Source organism: Mesorhizobium sp. M7A.F.Ca.US.008.03.1.1 (assembly GCF_003997495.1).
Lineage (GTDB): Bacteria > Pseudomonadota > Alphaproteobacteria > Rhizobiales > Rhizobiaceae > Mesorhizobium.
Map to the genome: position 1 here is coordinate 128,475 of NZ_RZRU01000017.1, position 15,592 is coordinate 144,066.

Here is a 15,592-nt window from a genome sequence, read left to right on the forward strand (position 1 = left end):
TTCGGGAATTTCCTAAACGAAGCCGCCTTTCGCGCAAGCTTTCGAGCCGGTCCCAATCCGTAATCGAAAACCCTTGTCGCCGCCATGTGGACAAAATACGGCAATGCCTGGTTTCGCGGCCGCGAGCCGGAAATAAAAGCACCGGGTGTTGTCGTCGCGCAACGCCGCCCGCTGGTTGCAGGCGTCGCCTTGCATGTCAACCTCCGGCTCCCGGTCCGGCCTTGGCCGACGCGAACAGCGCGACGGCGTTGGTTATGCTCTGGGCCGCCTTGCCGCGCCAGTCGGCGTTGAGCAACTGCGCCTCGTCCTTGGCGTTCGAGAGATAACCGAGTTCGACCAGCACGGACGGCACGTCGGGTGCCTTGAGCACCTTGAAGCCCGCAGAACGCTGCGGATTGTTGATGAGGCCGACGCTGGTCGACAGCTGGCCAACCAGCGTGTGGGCGAAACTCATCGAGAAATTGTGCGTTTCGCGGCGGATCAGGTCGATCAGGATGTCGGTGACTTCCTTGTTGTCGTTCTTGATTTCCATGCCGGCGAACTGGTCGGAGAGGTTCTCACGGTCGGCAAGCGCCTGCGCCTCGGGGTCCGAAGCCTTGTCGGAGACGGTGTAGACGGTGGCGCCGCGAATGCCTTTGACGCTGATCGTGTCGGCATGGATCGAAATAAGCAGGTCGGCCTCATGCTGACGGGCGATGCGCACGCGGTCGTCCAGACGCAGGAATTCGTCTGTGTCGCGCGTCATGAACACATCGTAATTGCCGACGGCCGCGAGTTTGTCGCGCAGCTCCGTGGCGAAGGCCAGCGTGACGTTTTTTTCGATGGTGCCGTTCAGGCCCTCGGCACCGCCGTCGATACCACCATGGCCGGGATCGATGACGACGGTGAAGCGATGGCCCGGATTGGAGACGGGCCCGGTGCCGACCCGCTCTCCCTTGTCGGTCGAAACGGTCGATCCGGTGGTCAGCGCCTGATTGGCAAGTGCCACATCGAACTCCCGCTCGGATGCCGCCGACATGTCGATGGCAATGCGGTAGCCGGTTCCGTCCTCGTTCTTGAGCACGTCGAGCTTGTCGACGGCGAACGGTCCCTTGCCGGTGAGGATCAGACGCGAAACGCCCTCGCCAAGGGCGCCCAGGCGCACGCCCTTGACCAAACCCCGCGCCTTCAAATCCTTGGCATCAACGGCGAATCTCGTATTCGCGAGATCGATGACAAGACGGTTGGGACCGCGCAACAGGAACCATTTGATATCGGGTTCGCGATCGAAATCCATGACGATGCGCATCTTGGTGGCATCGCCGGCCATCTTGTAGCCTTTTGCCACGAGCGGAGCGTCGGCGGCATTGGCATTTGAGGACAATGCGGATGAGACCGCCAGCAGCAGCACGAGGCAGAAAGCGGCCAGGATCCGGCCGCCGACACGACATCCCTTGTCTGTGAAGTCCGCCAATCCCATCTCTCTTCCAGTCGCTCCCGGTTTGGCGCCCGGCGCCCGGTCGTTTCGTCCAAATGCCGGTTAGGCCGCGAACTCGATTAACGATTGGTATCCAGAGAAGGTTAACCAAGCCTTTTCATGCAAGGGCCGCAAGCTTGGCTTACGCTACGGAACGGCTTTTTGCCGGCATCGGAAATCGGGGTTGCCTTCCACCCCGCCAAATCATAAAAGCGACGGTGGATCACTGCAATCCTGGAACCGCCCTCCTCCGCAGCTTCCTGCTACAGGGTCAGATGAAAAAGGCGGCTCCTTTCGCTTCACGCGAAAAGGGTTCAGGTGATCGCGACGAATTTCGCAGGTGTGCGCCCGTGGCGGGGGAATCGCCTGCGTGAGGAAAACGGCCGGGTTTGTTCCCGCGCCGGCTCTGTATGAGCAAACAAGCTGGTCCGGTTCGTCCGGGCTTTGGTTCAAAAGGTTCTGTTGGTGACGATGGCTTCAAGCGCAATCATGGAAAGGTCCGCATCAAACCGCGCCATTATGGCTGCGGGCGGCACCGCCATGGCGCTCAGGCGGCGGCCGACGGACGTTCAAATATCCGGCACCCACATTCCAGACACGCAGCAGCAGGCTTTGCCTCGCAAGCTGCGGCTGAAGGCTGCCGGGGGGAAACGAAATAATGCCCAACAAAATGCTGATAGACGCCTCCCACCCGGAGGAAACACGCGTTGTCGTCGTACGCGGTAACCGTATCGAAGAATTCGACTTTGAATCCCAGGACAAGAAGCAGCTCAAAGGAAACATCTACCTAGCCCGTGTAACGCGCGTAGAGCCCTCCCTTCAGGCAGCCTTTGTCGAATATGGCGGCAACCGTCACGGTTTTCTCGCCTTCAGTGAAATTCACCCCGACTACTACCAGATTCCGGTCGCCGATCGTCAGGCACTGCTGCGCGCGGAAGCGCAGGAGGCTGAGGACGAAGAGAACGAGGACGGCGACGGCGATGATCGCCAGAGCCGCGATCGCGGACGCCGCGGCCGCAGGCGCGGCGGCAAGCCCCGCGACCGGGGCGAGCACAAGCGCGACGCAGCCGATTCCGGCGAGGCAAGCGACGCTGCCGACGAGGCAGAAGAAGGCGCCGACGCTGGTGTCGAGGACATCTCGCACACGTCCGAGATCATCGAACATGCTGCTGATTCGTCCGAACATGCCGATGCGTCCGAACATGGCGAGGATTCCGCCGAGCAGGACGAAGGCGAAACCCGCGAAGGCGGTCCGACGTCGATCGCAGCCTCGGTCGAAGCCGATGTGATTTCCGAACCCGTCACGCAGGCCGAACAGGGCAACGAAGCGACGTCGGGTGACAATGATCGCGGCATGCTCGAGGAAGTGCAGTCCTCGCATCCGGATGATCACGAGGTCGAATCGGTCGGTGCCGAGGATGCGCTGGAAGAAGTGCGCAACCGCCGCAAGCCGGTGCGCCGCCAGTACAAGATCCAGGAAGTGATCAAGCGCCGGCAGATCCTCTTGGTGCAGGTCGTCAAGGAAGAGCGCGGCAACAAGGGCGCGGCGCTGACCACCTATCTGTCGCTGGCCGGCCGTTATTCGGTGCTGATGCCGAACACGGCGCGTGGCGGCGGTATTTCGCGCAAGATCACCAGCGCTGTCGACCGCAAGCGCCTGAAGGAGGTCGTTGCCGATCTCGAAGTGCCGCAGGGCATGGGCGTCATCCTGCGCACCGCCGGTGAGAGCCGCACCAAGGCGGAGATCAAGCGCGATTACGAATATCTGATGCGGCTTTGGGAAAATGTCCGCAATCTCACCTTGCAGTCCACGGCCCCTGCCCTGGTCTACGAGGAAGGCAGCCTGATCAAGCGCTCGGTGCGCGACCTCTACAACAAGGATATCGACGAGATTCTTGTCTCCGGCGAGGAAGGATACCGCGAGGCCAAAGACTTCATGCGCATGCTGATGCCGAGCCACGCGAAGGTGGTTCAGCCGTTCCGCGACACGACGCCGATCTTCGTGCGCAACGGCATCGAGGCACAGCTCGACCGCATGCTGCAGCCGCAGGTGACGCTGAAGAGCGGCGGCTACATCATCATCAACCAGACCGAAGCGCTGGTTGCCATCGACGTGAATTCGGGCCGTTCCACCAAGGAGCACTCGATCGAGGACACCGCGCTCCACACCAATCTGGAAGCGGCCGAGGAAGTCGCGCGTCAGCTCAGGCTGCGCGATCTTGCCGGCCTGATCGTCATCGACTTCATCGACATGGAGGAAAACCGCAACAACCGCTCCGTCGAGAAGCGGCTGAAGGATCACCTCAAGAACGATCGTGCGCGCATCCAGGTCGGCCGTATCTCGCATTTCGGCCTGATGGAGATGTCGCGCCAGCGCATCCGCGCCAGCGTGCTGGAATCGACCATGAAGCCCTGCCCGCATTGCGGCGGCACCGGCCATGTGCGCTCCGATTCGTCGGTCGCGCTGATGGTGGTGCGGGCGATCGAGGAATTCCTGCTCAAGGATTCGCGCAGCCACATCACGGTACGGACGCCGGCGGCGACCGCACTCTACGTGCTCAACCACAAGCGCGGCACGCTGGTCGAACTCGAAAGCCGCTTCGGGCTGACGATCACCATCGAGGCCGACGATTCGGTCGGTTCGCAGCACTATGCGATCTTCCGCGGCGCGCTGGCTGAAAAGCCGGAGGGCTTTGTCGAGGCGCGCAGCTTCCCGGCCTATGTCGAGCCGGAAGAGCCCGAAGACGAGATTGTCGTGGTCGAGGATGATGACGAGGCGCCGGTGCAGGCCGAACAGCCACGCCAGCAGCCCCAGCAACAACCCCGCCCTGCTGCCGCCGGTGGCGAGGAAGGCGAAGGCCGCGACCGCAAGCGCCGCAAGCGTCGGCGTCGGCGCGGCGGCAAGGATCGCGATCGCGAACATGGCGCCCCTGCGGACGGTGCCTCCGTCTCGGCTCCGGCCGGTGAGTTTTCGGACCCGGACTCGGCCGCCAGCGATGGCGACACGGAAGCGGACGACAACGTCCCTGTTGGTGTTGCCGAAACGTCTGGGACAGCTGAAGCTTCGGACGAAGGCCAGGGCAAGAAGCGCCGGCGCGGCAAGCGCGGCGGCAAGCGCAACCGCCGCGAAGACGGTGAAGGCGAGGCTGAGGCAAGTGCTGGCGAAGCAGCCGACGCGTCCGAAGTCGAAGTCCCGGCAACCGAGGTGATCGCCGGAGAGCCGGTGGTTACCGCAGCGGCCGAAGAGCCGGTGGCGCTTGCTCCGGCCAATGACGACGCGCCGAGCACGGAGAAGCCGAAGAAGCCACGCCGTGCCGCCAAGCCGAAGAAGGCCGCGGCCGAAATCGTCGCCGAGGAGCCGGCTGCCGAGGCGGAAGCACCGGTCGAGACGTCGGCCACTGCGTCCGACGAGGCGGTGGCTGTCGAGAAGACACCGAAGGCCCGCCCATCGCGGCGCAAGCCGGCGGCGGTGAGTACGCCGGTCGAGCCGGTGGTGTCTTCGACCGTAGCGGAAGAGCCCGCGGCCAAGGCTGAGGACAAGACCGAGGACAAGCCGAAACGCGGCGGATGGTGGCAGCGGAAGGGCTTTTTCTAAGCCTTTCAGCCACCTGAGCTAGTTCTCTGACAAAAAAATCCCGCGCCGTCTCGAAGACGGTGCGGGATTTTCTTATCTGGCGTTATGCCGGATCGCGACAGGCTACGGCGCGAAGATCGACCAGTTCATCATCTTGGCCAGCTTTTCCAGCGCGATCGATCCCAGCTTGGAATTGCCGTTGGCATTGAGGCCCGGCGACCAGACGGCAAGCGACGCCACGCCAGGCACGATGCCCAATATGCCGCCGCCGACGCCGCTCTTGCCGGGGATGCCGACGCGGAAAGCGAAATCGCCGGAGCCGTCATAGTGGCCGCAGGTCAGCATCATCGCGCCGATGCGGCGTGCCCGTTCGGCCGACACCACGGAATGCCCGGTCGCCGGGTTCTTGCCGCCATTGGCGAGGAAGCGGCCGGCGAGCGCCAGTTGCCGGCAACTCATGGCGATGGCGCAATGGTGGAAGTAGACGCCCAGCGCCAACTCCGGCGCATGGTGGAGGTTGCCGAAGGATTTCATGTAGTTGGCAAGCGCGAAGTTGCGGTAGCCGGTGGCCCGTTCGGACGCCGCGACCTCACGGTCGATGATGATCGTCTCGTCATCGGCGAGGAACTGGATGAAGCGCAGGATCTCGCCGATCGCCTCGCGCGGCTGGTGGCCGGCAAGCAGGATGTCGGAAATGACGATGGCGCCGGCATTGATGAACGGATTGCGCGGAATGCCGTTCTCATGCTCAAGCTGGACGATCGAGTTGAACGGATTGCCGGACGGTTCGCGCCCGACCCTTTGCCACAGCGCATCGCCGACATTGCCGAGCGCCAGTGTCAGGGTGAACACTTTCGAGATGCTCTGGATCGAAAAGGCCTGCTCGGCGTCACCCGCCATTAGCACGCGGCCGTCATTGGTGACGGCGGCGATGCCGAATTTCTTCGGATCGACCTTCCCCAGCTGCGGAATGTAGGTGGCGACGTCGCCACGATCGCTGCGATCGGCCATTTCGGCGGCGACTTCGGCCAATGCCTGATCAAGTTTGGGGGCCTGATCAAGTTTGGGGGCCTGTTCGAGTTCCGGCATGGCGCTACCTCAACCAGCGTTCAATGCGCGTCATCGCCTCGACCATGTCGTCGTGGCTGCCGGCATAGGAAAACCGCATCATGCGGTGCCCCGCCTGGGTGTCGAAGTCGCGGCCGGGCGTTGCCGCGACATGCGCTTCAGCCAGCATCTTTCGCGCAAAGGCCATGCTGTCGTTGGTATGCCGGGTGACATCGCAAAAGGCATAGAAGGCGCCGTCCATGGGCGCCGCCAGCGGAAAGCCGAGCTCCGGCAGGCGTTTCATCAGGAGTTCGCGATTCCAGGCGTAGCGGCCCTTGACCGCTTCCAATTCCTCGGTCGCCCTGAACGCCTCGATCGCGGCGATCTGCGATAGCTCCGGCGGCGAGATGTAGAGGCTCTGTGCGACACGCTCGACCGGCCGCACCAGGTCCTGCGGCAGCACCATCCAGCCGATGCGCCAGCCGGTCATGCAGTAATATTTGGAGAAGGAATTGATCACCGTCACATCGCCGCCATAGGAAAGCGCCGTGGTGTCGGGGGCGGCATAGGCCAGCCGGTGATAGATTTCGTCGGAGATGACGGCGATGCCGAGGTCTTGTGCCGTCCTTACCAGGGCGGCCAGTTCATCGGCCGGTATGACCGCGCCGGTCGGGTTGGCCGGACTGGCGAAGAGAACGCCTTTCAGCGGCTTTTCTCGATGCGCGGCCTCCAGATGGCCGGCATGCAGATAGGCGGCGTCGCCGATCTCGATCTCGACCACCTCGATGCCGAGGGCGGCCATGATGTTGCGGTAGGCAGGATAGCCGGGTGCCGCGATAGCGACCCGGTCACCCTGATCGAACATCGCCAGGAAGGCGAGGTTGAAGGCGGCCGACGATCCAGTGGTCACCGCGATCCGGCCGGGCTCGATATCAAGTCCGTAGTGATCGGCGTAGTGTCCGGCAATCGCCTTGCGCAACCCTGCCAGTCCCAGCGCGTCGGTGTAGCCGATGCGCCCATCCTGCAGCGCCTTGGCGGCTGCGGCGCGAACCAGAACCGGTGCGGGATCGGAGGGCTGGCCGACGGCCATCGAAACAACCGGCACGCCCTGGGACTTCAGCCGGTTTGCCTCTGCCAGAATGTCCATCGCATGGAAGGGCTCGACATTGCCACGGCGTGAGAGCGAAACGACCATTTAACCAGTATTCCCGATGACTGACGGCGCCAGGCACTGGCGCATGTGCCGCACAAATGCCCGATTGATGTGAGGATCACAAGTTGAGGAAGTTTCCGGCGCCGACTTTTCATCTTTCGCCCGCTCGTTTACCAGTGGAGCCATCATGTTGAGCCGACCCAGATCGACGATTGCCCAGGCAGCGCGCGTCTTCGCGACGCTTTCGCTTGGCGTTGCCGTTGCAATGGCGGGCTCGGTCAGCGCCTTCGCCCAGAACGTGCCGGTGGTGCGCGACGCCGAGATAGAGGCGCTGGTGCGCGATTACGCACGGCCGATCTTCAGGGCGGCCGGCCTGGCGAATGACGGCATCGACATCGTTCTGGTCAACGACCAGAGTTTCAACGCCTTCGTCACCGGGCGCCGGCTGTTCATCAACACCGGCGCGCTGATGACGGCTGAAACGCCCAACGAGATCATCGGCGTCATCGCGCACGAAGCCGGCCATATCGCCGGCGGCCACCAGCAGAAGCTGCGCGACCAGCTCGAACGAGCCAAGACGATGGCCGTCATCGCGACATTGCTTGGCGCCGGCGCCATTGTCGCCGGTGCCACAACCAGCAGCCGCGGTCTCGCCGGCGCTGGCATGGGCGTGGCCGCTGGCGGCGGCGAGATGGCACAGCGCAGCATCCTCGCCTATCAGCGCACCGAGGAGATGACGGCCGACCGCTCGGCGATCACCTATCTCAACGCCACCGGCCAGTCCGGCATGGGCATGCTGAAGACATTCCGCCGCTTCCAGACCGCACTTTCGCTTTCGGGCGCCCAGGTCGATCCATATCGGATCAGCCATCCGATGCCGCAGGACCGCATCGCCAATCTCGAAGTGCTGGTGAAACAGGACCCCAATGTCGACAGGCCAGACCCGCCCGCGCTGCAGCAGCGCCATGACATGATGCGGGTGAAGATCGCCGTCTACATGGAAGGCCAGGCGGCCGCGTCGCGGCTGATGCGAAAGCTGCAAGGAACCCTCGCCGCGCAGTACGGCGACGCCCAGTCGACCTACCTGTTCGGCAACATCGCCGCCGCGCTCGCCAAGACCAATGCACTGATCAAAGCGCAGCCGAAGAATGCCTACTTCCAGGAACTGCGCGGCGACATCCTGATGAAAGCAAACAAACCCAAGGAAGCTGCGGACGCCTATGCAAAGGCGGTCAGCCTCGATTCCGCTCGGTCCGGTCTGCTGCCGGTGTCCGTGGGCCAGGCGCTGATGGCCGTCGGCACGCCCGACTCCCTCAAAAAAGCCGTCGTGCAGATCAACAATGGCCTCGGTCGCGACAAGGAAAATTCAGCCGGATATCGCTATCTGGCACAGGCCTATGGCGAGTTGGGCGACATACCCGGCGCTGAACTTGCCACCGCCGAAAGCCATTTTTACTCCGGCAACTACAAGGATGCGAAGATTTTCGCCATGCGGGCGCAGCAGCAGATGAAACGCGGCGAGCCGCGCTGGCTTCGCGCCCAGGATATCATAAACTACAGGCCGTCAACCAAGATCAAGTGAACCTTCCGGCCGCGCGCCACGACATAGCCAGACCGGAAAACAGGTAGAAGGACAGGAACGATGAAAAAGGCACTGCTGCTGGGCACCACGGGGGTTGCGGTCGCTCTGGCCATGCTGGCTTTCGGATTCGTTGCCGGAAACCCGCAGATCGCCAAGGCCGGAACCGCGCAGCCGGTCGAGACGGCGGCGGCCGATACCAAGATCGACCGCACCGAGGTCGAAGGCATCATCCGCGACTACCTGTTGAAAAACCCGGAAGTTCTTCTGGAGGTCCAGGATGCGCTTGAGGCCAAGCAGAAGGAAGAGCAGCGCATCGCTCATCTCGGCGTGATCAAGAATGCCAAGGACCAGATCTTCAACTCCGCCTTCGACGGCGTCGTCGGCAATCCGAACGGCAAGGTTACCATCGTCGAGTTCTACGACTACAATTGCGGCTTCTGCAAACGCGCCATCGACGACATGCAGGCGCTGACCAAGACCGATCCGGACCTGCGTTTCGTGCTCAAGGAATTCCCCATCCTCGGACCGGATTCGCAGAAGGCGAGCGTGGTCTCGATGGCCTTCCACCTGATGCACCCGGAAAAGTACGGCGAGTTCCACAATGCGTTGCTCGGCGGCCAGGGACGCGCCACCGAGGCGGCGGCCATGAAGGTCGCGCTATCGCTCGGCGCCGACGAAGCGGCGCTGCGCGAGAAGATGAAGGACCCGACAATCAACGAGGCCCTCGCCAAGACCTACGATCTTGCCAACAAGCTGGCGATCACCGGAACGCCGTCCTATGTCGTCGGCAACGAGGTTGTGTTCGGGGCGCTCGGGCAGGAAGTGCTGGCTGAAAAGATCGAGGCGGCGAAAGCCGCGCTCTGATCTTGCTCGCCAGCTATTTCTCACGGGCACATTTCCGCCTGTTGTGGACAGTGAAAGAACGCACTTGCGCTCTTTCCGCGGGCGGCTATGCCCATTATAGAGGGCCCAGCGCGCCGGCTTGATGACGGCGCCGGGAAAGGTCGGCTTTTTTGAAAACGGTTTTCGTCCTGAACGGTCCCAATCTCAACGCGCTCGGCAGGCGCGAGCCGGGCATCTATGGCGGCAAGACGCTTGCCGCGATTGCCGACGACTGCAAGCAGGCAGGCACGGCGCTGGGGTTCGAGATCGATTTCCGCCAGTCGAACCATGAGGGCGACCTTGTCGACTGGATTCAGGAAGCTGGCGACAAGGCTGTCGGCATCGTCATCAATCCGGGCGCCTACAGCCACACCTCGATTGCCATCCACGACGCCATCCGCGCCGTCGCACCGTTGCCGGTGGCCGAAGTTCATCTTTCCAACATCCATGCGCGGGAACCATTCCGCCACGTCTCCATGGTCGCGCCGGTCGCCGTCGGCATGATCTGTGGCTTTGGGCCGCTCGGCTATACGCTCGCGCTACAGGCGCTGGCCGCACGCCTATGACCGGCCAACAAACAGAAGGCTCGAAAATGTCGATAAAGAAGACCGGTGTTGACCAGCAACTGATCCGCGATCTGGCGGGCATACTGAACGACACCAACCTCACCGAGATCGAGGTTGAACTGGGCGACCTGAAGGTGCGCGTCTCGCGGCAGGCGCCGGCCGTTCATGCAATCGCGGCGCCGCAACCGGGCTATGCGCCGGCAGCAGCGCAGGCTGCCGCCGTTGCCGTGCCAGTCGTGGCGGACCTTTCCAAAAATGCGGTCACCTCACCGATGGTCGGCACGGCCTACCTGGCGCCGTCGCCGGACGCCAAGGCATTCATCGAAGTCGGCCAGAAGGTCAAGGAAGGCCAGACGCTGCTGATCATCGAAGCAATGAAGACGATGAACCAGATCCCCTCGCCACGCGCCGGCACGGTGACCGCGATCCTTTTCGAGGATTCGCAGCCGGTCGAATATGGCATGCCGCTCGTCGTGATCGAGTAGAGCGGGCCTGATGTTTCAGAAGATCCTCATCGCCAATCGCGGCGAAATCGCCCTCCGGGTGCTGCGCGCCTGCAAGGAACTCGGCATCCAGACGGTGGTGGTGCATTCGACCGCCGATGCCGACGCCATGCATGTGCGGCTCGCCGACGAGAGCGTCTGCATCGGCCCGCCGCCATCGCGCGACAGCTACCTCAACATCCATCAGATCGTTGCGGCCTGCGAAATCACCGGCGCCGACGCCGTGCATCCGGGCTACGGCTTCCTGTCGGAGAACGCCAAGTTCGCCGACATACTGGCCGCGCACAACATCACCTTCATCGGTCCGTCCGGCGACCATATCCGCATCATGGGCGACAAGATCGAGGCCAAGCGAACCGCCAAGCGCCTCGGCATTCCGGTTGTGCCCGGTTCGGACGGCGCCGTCACCGATCAGAAGGAAGCCAGGCGCATTGCCGCCGAGATCGGCTATCCCGTGATCATCAAGGCATCGGCCGGCGGTGGCGGGCGCGGCATGAAGGTCGCGCTCACCGAGGCTGACCTGGAGATCGCCCTGCAGACGGCGAGCACGGAAGCCGGTGCCGCCTTCGGCGACGATGCCGTCTACATCGAGAAATACCTGGAAAAGCCGCGCCATATCGAGGTGCAGGTGTTCGGCGACGGTTTTGGCCGCGGCGTGCATTTCGGCGAGCGCGACTGTTCCTTGCAGCGCCGCCACCAGAAGGTCTGGGAAGAGGCGCCCTCGCCCGCCCTCAATGCCGAAGAACGCGCCCGTATCGGCGGCATCTGCGCCAAGGCGATCGCCGACCTCGGCTATTCCGGCGCCGGCACGATCGAGTTCCTCTACGAGAATGGCGAGTTCTACTTCATCGAGATGAACACGCGCCTGCAGGTCGAACATCCGGTGACGGAAGCGATCACCGGTATCGACCTCGTGCACGAGCAGATCCGCGTCGCCTCCGGGGGCGGCCTCTCGGTGAAGCAGGAGGACATCAAGTTCAACGGCCACGCCATCGAATGCCGCATCAACGCCGAGGACCCGCGCACCTTCACCCCCTCGCCCGGAACGATCACCCATTTCCACACACCGGGCGGTTTAGGCATCCGAGTGGATTCCGGCGTCTATTCCGGCTACAAGATCCCGCCCTATTACGACAGCCTGATCGGCAAGCTGATCGTGCATGGGCGTAATCGCGTCGAGTGCATGATGCGCCTGCGCCGCGCCCTGGACGAGTTCGTCGTCGACGGTATCAAGACGACGCTGCCGCTGTTTCGCGATCTCGTCGGCAATGCCGACATCGCCAATGGCGACTACGACATCCACTGGCTGGAAAAATACCTGGCCAAGGAAGAGTAGCGCGGAGACGCGATGACCCGCCCCTACGCGCCCGGCTATCGCATCCCCACCGACCTGCTGCTCAAGGCCTACGCCTCGGGCGTCTTCCCGATGGCCGAAAGTGCCGGCGACCCGGAGGTGTTCTGGGTGCGGCCGGAGACGCGCGGCATCATTCCGCTCGATGGTTTTCACGCACCGAAAAGCCTCAGGAAAACGATCAAGAAGAACCCCTTCGACATCCGTTTCGATTTCGATTTCGAAGCCACGATCGACGGCTGCGCCGAGAAGCGGGTGGAACGGCGCTCGACCTGGATCAACGCGCCGATCCGCGAAGCCTATGTCGAACTGCATCGGATAGGCCATTGTCATTCGGTTGAGGCGTGGCGCGAGGATCGGCTGGTCGGCGGCCTCTATGGCGTATCGCTCGGCCGGGTGTTTTTTGGCGAGAGCATGTTCGCCAGGGAGACGGACGCGTCAAAAACCTGCCTCTTCCACCTCGTCGAGCGCTTGAAGGCGCGGGGCTTTGCTCTGCTTGACACGCAGTTCACCACCGAGCACCTCAAGCGCTTCGGCGCGGTCGACGTACCGCGCGGCAAATATGAGAAGATGCTCGCCGACGCGCTGAAGGGCGAGGCCGTATTCTATCCCTGAGGATCGAGCCTACTTCCCGGTGGCGGCTTCCAATGGCGTCTGCGAATGGAACATCATCTTCCAGCCGTTGACGCGATGGACATAGCCGGTGCTGACCAGCGCGGCGTAGGGTTCGCCGTTCTCGCGTGTCGCATGTGCCTCGTAGGTCAGCATGATGATGTCGCTGCCCGGCTCGATAATACCCTTGAGGTCGATCTTAAGGTCCCGCCAGCGGTTGGGATTGGTTGCGGTCTTGGCGAGATCAGCATTGTCCATCGCCTGTGCCATCTGCGGAAATGCCACCAGGCATTCGGTGTCTGCATTGGCCGCGTAATAGGCCGCGTCGCCCGTCCAGAACCCCTTTTCGAGTTCGAGCAATTCGGCCTTGCCAGCCGTGATCCGTTTGCTGTCTGACATCGGAAGATCCTCCTTGCGCATAATGGCGCTCGTCCGTGGCCCAACGCATTGTGGCCAGGACGGTTCCGGGGGATCAGTTGGTGTCGGTGGTATCGGGTTCCGAAGCGTCCGGCTCCGTCACATCAGGCGCTGTGACATCCGGAGTGGTCGCGGCTTTCGGTTTGGCTGCGGCGGGCTTGGGAACGTCCGCTTTGGTTGCGTCAGCCTTGGCTCCGTCGGGCGCCGGCACATCCGACTTCTGCTTGCAGGCCTTCAGCCAGACGTCGTAGACAGCATGCTCGACGGCATTGAGACCGGGGCTTTCGGCAAACATCCAGCCGGTGAAGATGCGGCGGATCTTGCGGTCGAGCGTTATCTCGTCGACCTCGACGAAAGAATCTGTCTTCGGCTCTTCGGTCTGTGGCCGCGAATAGCAGACGCGCGGCGTCACCTGCAAAGCACCGAACTGCACCGTCTCGTCGATATAGACATCGAAGGTGATGATGCGGCCGGTGATCTTGTCGATACCGGCAAACTCGGCAACGGCATTGGTCACCCGGTCCGCTCCCGCGGGCGGTGCCGGCGCGGGTGCCGCGGGCTCAGGCGAAGCGGCGAAGGCCACGGTGCTGACGGCAAGACCGGCGGCTAGCGCCAGACTGGCCGATATTGAGTAAGAAAAGCTCATGCAAAGATACCGGTGGTTCGCGCCCGGGTGATTCTGTCGATCGCCAAGGCTAGTCGCCGTTTTCTGATCAGCAAGCAGCTAAACACCAATTGTGGCGATAAAGGACCGGCTTGCACCCTGTCGCTACGACCCGGGTGTCCAGGCATCATAGTCGCCGGTGACCTGCGGACGGTGCTGATTGGTCAGCACCGAGCCCTTCGGGCGATAAGCCGCCGGGCTGCCGGTCAGATTGGGCTGATGCGGCTTCTGCCAGTCGCGCGGCTTGTAGTCCTCGCTGGACGGCGCGACGTCGACGCGGTGGTGCATCCAGCCGTGCCAGCCGGGCGGTATCGCCGAAGCTTCCGAATAATTGCGGTAGATGACCCAGCGGCGCGTGCGGCCTTCCGAATCGATGCCGCCTTCGTAGTAGAAATTGCCGGTCTCGTCCTGGCCGACCTTCTTGCCATACCGCCACGTGTGCAGGCGGGTTCCTATCGTCTGGCTGTTCCACCAGGTGAAAAACTGCGTAAGGAAAGTCTTCATTTCAAAACCCTCGCGCCGGCAGCGCCCGTTTCCTGCTTATGGCGTCAGGCCTTGCCGAAGGCAAGGCTTTTGCCACAGCATGCGCGCAAATGGCTTGCCAGAAACCCGACACAAGCCTGTGATCCTCCCGGCCGCTGCATGCACGCTTGCCAAGCCTTTGCGGTATTTCTAAAGCTCAGCGCGCCCATGCTTGTATCCAGTCCCGCTTGAGGCCAAAGGAGGCGACGATTGGCCACCAAATTGCCGACCACCGACATCCGCATCAGCGCTGAGGCGATTCGCCACCGCAAGGGCGGCATGCCGATCGTTTGCCTGACCGCCTATACCTATCCTATCGCCCGTCTGCTCGATGACCATGTCGACCTGCTTCTGGTCGGCGACAGCGTCGCCATGGTCCTCCATGGCCACAAGACGACGCTGGGTGCCTCGCTGGAGATGATGATCGCACATGGGCAAGCCGTGATGCGCGGCTCGGCCAGTGCCTGCGTCGTCGTCGACCTGCCGGCCGGCAGCTATGAGGTCACGGCGGCGCAAGCCGTCGCCTCGGCGCGTCGGGTCGTCGACGAAACCGGCTGCCAGGCGGTGAAGCTCGAAGGCGGCGTCGACATGACCAGTCAGATCGCAGCCATCGTCGCCGCCGGCATTCCGGTCATGGGACATATCGGCCTGCAGCCGCAATCGGTGGAGAAGGATGGCGGCTACAAGATCAAAGGCCGCACCGAGGAGGCTGTTGCGGCATTGGTTCGCGATGCGCTTGCCGTCGAAAGCGCCGGCACATTCTCGGTGGTCATCGAAGGCACAGTCGAGACCGTCGCCGCCGATATCAGCCGCCGCCTCGCCATTCCAACCATCGGCATCGGTGCCAGTGGCGACTGCGACGGCCAGATCCTGGTCATCGACGACATGGTCGGGCTGACCGTCGATCGCGTGCCGAAATTCGTCAAGGAATACGCCGATCTGCGCAGCGTGATCTCGCATGCCGCAAAGAGCTATGCGTCAGAAGTGCGAAACCGGACATTCCCGGGCCCCGGCCATGTCTTTTCGGCGACAAACAGCAGGGATGACGCATGAGACTTCCTGTGTCAACCTTTGGCGAGCAAGACGGCTGCGGCGGGGTGTCTGTCTGGATTGTAGAGTGTACCGTCCTGCCAGGTGCGCCAGAGGATTCTGAGCCAAGCTCTGGCAAGGATGCGAACGGCATGAGGGTGTCTGCACCCTCGCTTTCTGGCGTCCTGATAGACCTTTGCAGCCCAAGGGCTGGCATGTCTGGAGTTGTCGGCG

At 62.9% G+C, this 15,592-nt stretch carries 15 protein-coding genes; 8 read left to right on the forward strand and 7 right to left on the reverse strand.

The genetic code is table 11. The features are described from left to right. Positions 1-12 precede the first annotated feature (12 nt). Together EOA16_RS22620 and EOA16_RS22625 are read right to left on the reverse strand one after the other, a co-directional pair. A complete protein-coding gene (locus tag EOA16_RS22620; RefSeq protein WP_127260222.1) occupies positions 13-195 on the reverse strand; it encodes a hypothetical protein in 183 nt (60 codons plus the stop codon). A 1-nt stretch (position 196) separates the two neighbouring features. Beyond that, the gene (locus tag EOA16_RS22625) at positions 197-1,459 is read right to left on the reverse strand and encodes an N-acetylmuramoyl-L-alanine amidase (protein WP_127260223.1); all 1,263 of its coding nucleotides are present in this window, start codon (positions 1,457-1,459) and stop codon (positions 197-199) included. A gap of 655 nt (positions 1,460-2,114) precedes the next feature. Here EOA16_RS22625 and EOA16_RS22630 point away from each other — a divergent pair. Beyond that, positions 2,115-5,051: a ribonuclease E/G gene (locus EOA16_RS22630; RefSeq protein ID WP_127260224.1), complete on the forward strand. Its 2,937-nt coding sequence runs from the start codon at positions 2,115-2,117 to the stop codon at positions 5,049-5,051. 102 nt (positions 5,052-5,153) lie between these two features. On the opposite strand, the gene EOA16_RS22635 is transcribed toward EOA16_RS22630, so the two are convergent. Together EOA16_RS22635 and EOA16_RS22640 are read right to left on the reverse strand one after the other, a co-directional pair. Beyond that, positions 5,154-6,119: a glutaminase gene (locus tag EOA16_RS22635; protein ID WP_127260225.1), complete on the reverse strand. Its 966-nt coding sequence runs from the start codon at positions 6,117-6,119 to the stop codon at positions 5,154-5,156. A gap of 4 nt (positions 6,120-6,123) precedes the next feature. After that, positions 6,124-7,272 (reverse strand): aminotransferase class I/II-fold pyridoxal phosphate-dependent enzyme, encoded by a 1,149-nt coding sequence (locus EOA16_RS22640; protein ID WP_127260226.1) that lies wholly within the window; start codon positions 7,270-7,272, stop codon positions 6,124-6,126. Between the two features lie 145 nt (positions 7,273-7,417). Here EOA16_RS22640 and EOA16_RS22645 point away from each other — a divergent pair, with 145 nt between their 5' ends. The 6 genes from EOA16_RS22645 (at position 7,418) to aat (ending at position 12,729) form a co-directional block, all read left to right on the forward strand. After that, entirely contained in the window at positions 7,418-8,812 is a 1,395-nt protein-coding gene (locus EOA16_RS22645) for a M48 family metalloprotease (RefSeq protein ID WP_127260227.1), read from the forward strand. A gap of 60 nt (positions 8,813-8,872) precedes the next feature. After that, positions 8,873-9,676, forward strand: coding sequence for a DsbA family protein (locus EOA16_RS22650; RefSeq protein ID WP_127260228.1), 804 nt, complete (start codon positions 8,873-8,875; stop codon positions 9,674-9,676). Positions 9,677-9,825: 149 nt separating this feature from the next. Beyond that, on the forward strand, positions 9,826-10,260 hold the full coding sequence (gene aroQ / locus EOA16_RS22655) for a type II 3-dehydroquinate dehydratase (protein WP_127260229.1): 435 nt from the start codon (positions 9,826-9,828) through the stop codon (positions 10,258-10,260). Between the two features lie 26 nt (positions 10,261-10,286). Next, complete coding sequence (gene accB / locus EOA16_RS22660; protein ID WP_127260230.1) at positions 10,287-10,745, forward strand: acetyl-CoA carboxylase biotin carboxyl carrier protein; 459 nt, start codon at positions 10,287-10,289, stop codon at positions 10,743-10,745. A gap of 10 nt (positions 10,746-10,755) precedes the next feature. Then, on the forward strand, positions 10,756-12,099 hold the full coding sequence (gene accC, locus EOA16_RS22665; RefSeq protein ID WP_023812133.1) for an acetyl-CoA carboxylase biotin carboxylase subunit: 1,344 nt from the start codon (positions 10,756-10,758) through the stop codon (positions 12,097-12,099). A 12-nt stretch (positions 12,100-12,111) separates the two neighbouring features. After that, entirely contained in the window at positions 12,112-12,729 is a 618-nt protein-coding gene (aat, locus tag EOA16_RS22670) for a leucyl/phenylalanyl-tRNA--protein transferase (protein WP_127260231.1), read from the forward strand. A 9-nt stretch (positions 12,730-12,738) separates the two neighbouring features. On the opposite strand, the gene EOA16_RS22675 is transcribed toward aat, so the two are convergent. From EOA16_RS22675 to EOA16_RS22685, 3 genes are all read right to left on the reverse strand, one after another. Then, complete coding sequence (locus EOA16_RS22675; RefSeq protein ID WP_127260232.1) at positions 12,739-13,125, reverse strand: hypothetical protein; 387 nt, start codon at positions 13,123-13,125, stop codon at positions 12,739-12,741. A 73-nt stretch (positions 13,126-13,198) separates the two neighbouring features. Then, positions 13,199-13,789: a DUF2155 domain-containing protein gene (locus tag EOA16_RS22680; RefSeq protein ID WP_127260233.1), complete on the reverse strand. Its 591-nt coding sequence runs from the start codon at positions 13,787-13,789 to the stop codon at positions 13,199-13,201. 123 nt (positions 13,790-13,912) lie between these two features. After that, entirely contained in the window at positions 13,913-14,311 is a 399-nt protein-coding gene (locus EOA16_RS22685) for an NADH:ubiquinone oxidoreductase subunit NDUFA12 (protein ID WP_013531353.1), read from the reverse strand. 228 nt (positions 14,312-14,539) lie between these two features. On the opposite strand from EOA16_RS22685, the gene panB reads away from it, so the two are divergent. After that, complete coding sequence (panB, locus tag EOA16_RS22690) at positions 14,540-15,382, forward strand: 3-methyl-2-oxobutanoate hydroxymethyltransferase (protein WP_127260234.1); 843 nt, start codon at positions 14,540-14,542, stop codon at positions 15,380-15,382. The last annotated feature ends 210 nt before the right edge of the window (positions 15,383-15,592 follow it).

Bases quoted from the DNA above. Each gene is read 5' to 3' on its own strand.
- EOA16_RS22640 (WP_127260226.1), bottom strand. From the start codon at position 7,272: ATGGTCGTTTCGCTCTCACGCCGTGGCAATGTCGAGCCCTTCCATGCG.
- accC (WP_023812133.1), top strand. From the start codon at position 10,756: ATGTTTCAGAAGATCCTCATCGCCAATCGCGGCGAAATCGCCCTCCGG.
- aat (WP_127260231.1), top strand. From the start codon at position 12,112: ATGACCCGCCCCTACGCGCCCGGCTATCGCATCCCCACCGACCTGCTG.
- EOA16_RS22650 (WP_127260228.1), top strand. From the start codon at position 8,873: ATGAAAAAGGCACTGCTGCTGGGCACCACGGGGGTTGCGGTCGCTCTG.
- EOA16_RS22680 (WP_127260233.1), bottom strand. From the start codon at position 13,789: ATGAGCTTTTCTTACTCAATATCGGCCAGTCTGGCGCTAGCCGCCGGT.
- EOA16_RS22675 (WP_127260232.1), bottom strand. From the start codon at position 13,125: ATGTCAGACAGCAAACGGATCACGGCTGGCAAGGCCGAATTGCTCGAA.
- EOA16_RS22625 (WP_127260223.1), bottom strand. From the start codon at position 1,459: ATGGGATTGGCGGACTTCACAGACAAGGGATGTCGTGTCGGCGGCCGG.
- accB (WP_127260230.1), top strand. From the start codon at position 10,287: ATGTCGATAAAGAAGACCGGTGTTGACCAGCAACTGATCCGCGATCTG.
- EOA16_RS22685 (WP_013531353.1), bottom strand. From the start codon at position 14,311: ATGAAGACTTTCCTTACGCAGTTTTTCACCTGGTGGAACAGCCAGACG.
- EOA16_RS22635 (WP_127260225.1), bottom strand. From the start codon at position 6,119: ATGCCGGAACTCGAACAGGCCCCCAAACTTGATCAGGCCCCCAAACTT.
- EOA16_RS22645 (WP_127260227.1), top strand. From the start codon at position 7,418: ATGTTGAGCCGACCCAGATCGACGATTGCCCAGGCAGCGCGCGTCTTC.
- EOA16_RS22630 (WP_127260224.1), top strand. From the start codon at position 2,115: ATGCCCAACAAAATGCTGATAGACGCCTCCCACCCGGAGGAAACACGC.
- EOA16_RS22620 (WP_127260222.1), bottom strand. From the start codon at position 195: ATGCAAGGCGACGCCTGCAACCAGCGGGCGGCGTTGCGCGACGACAAC.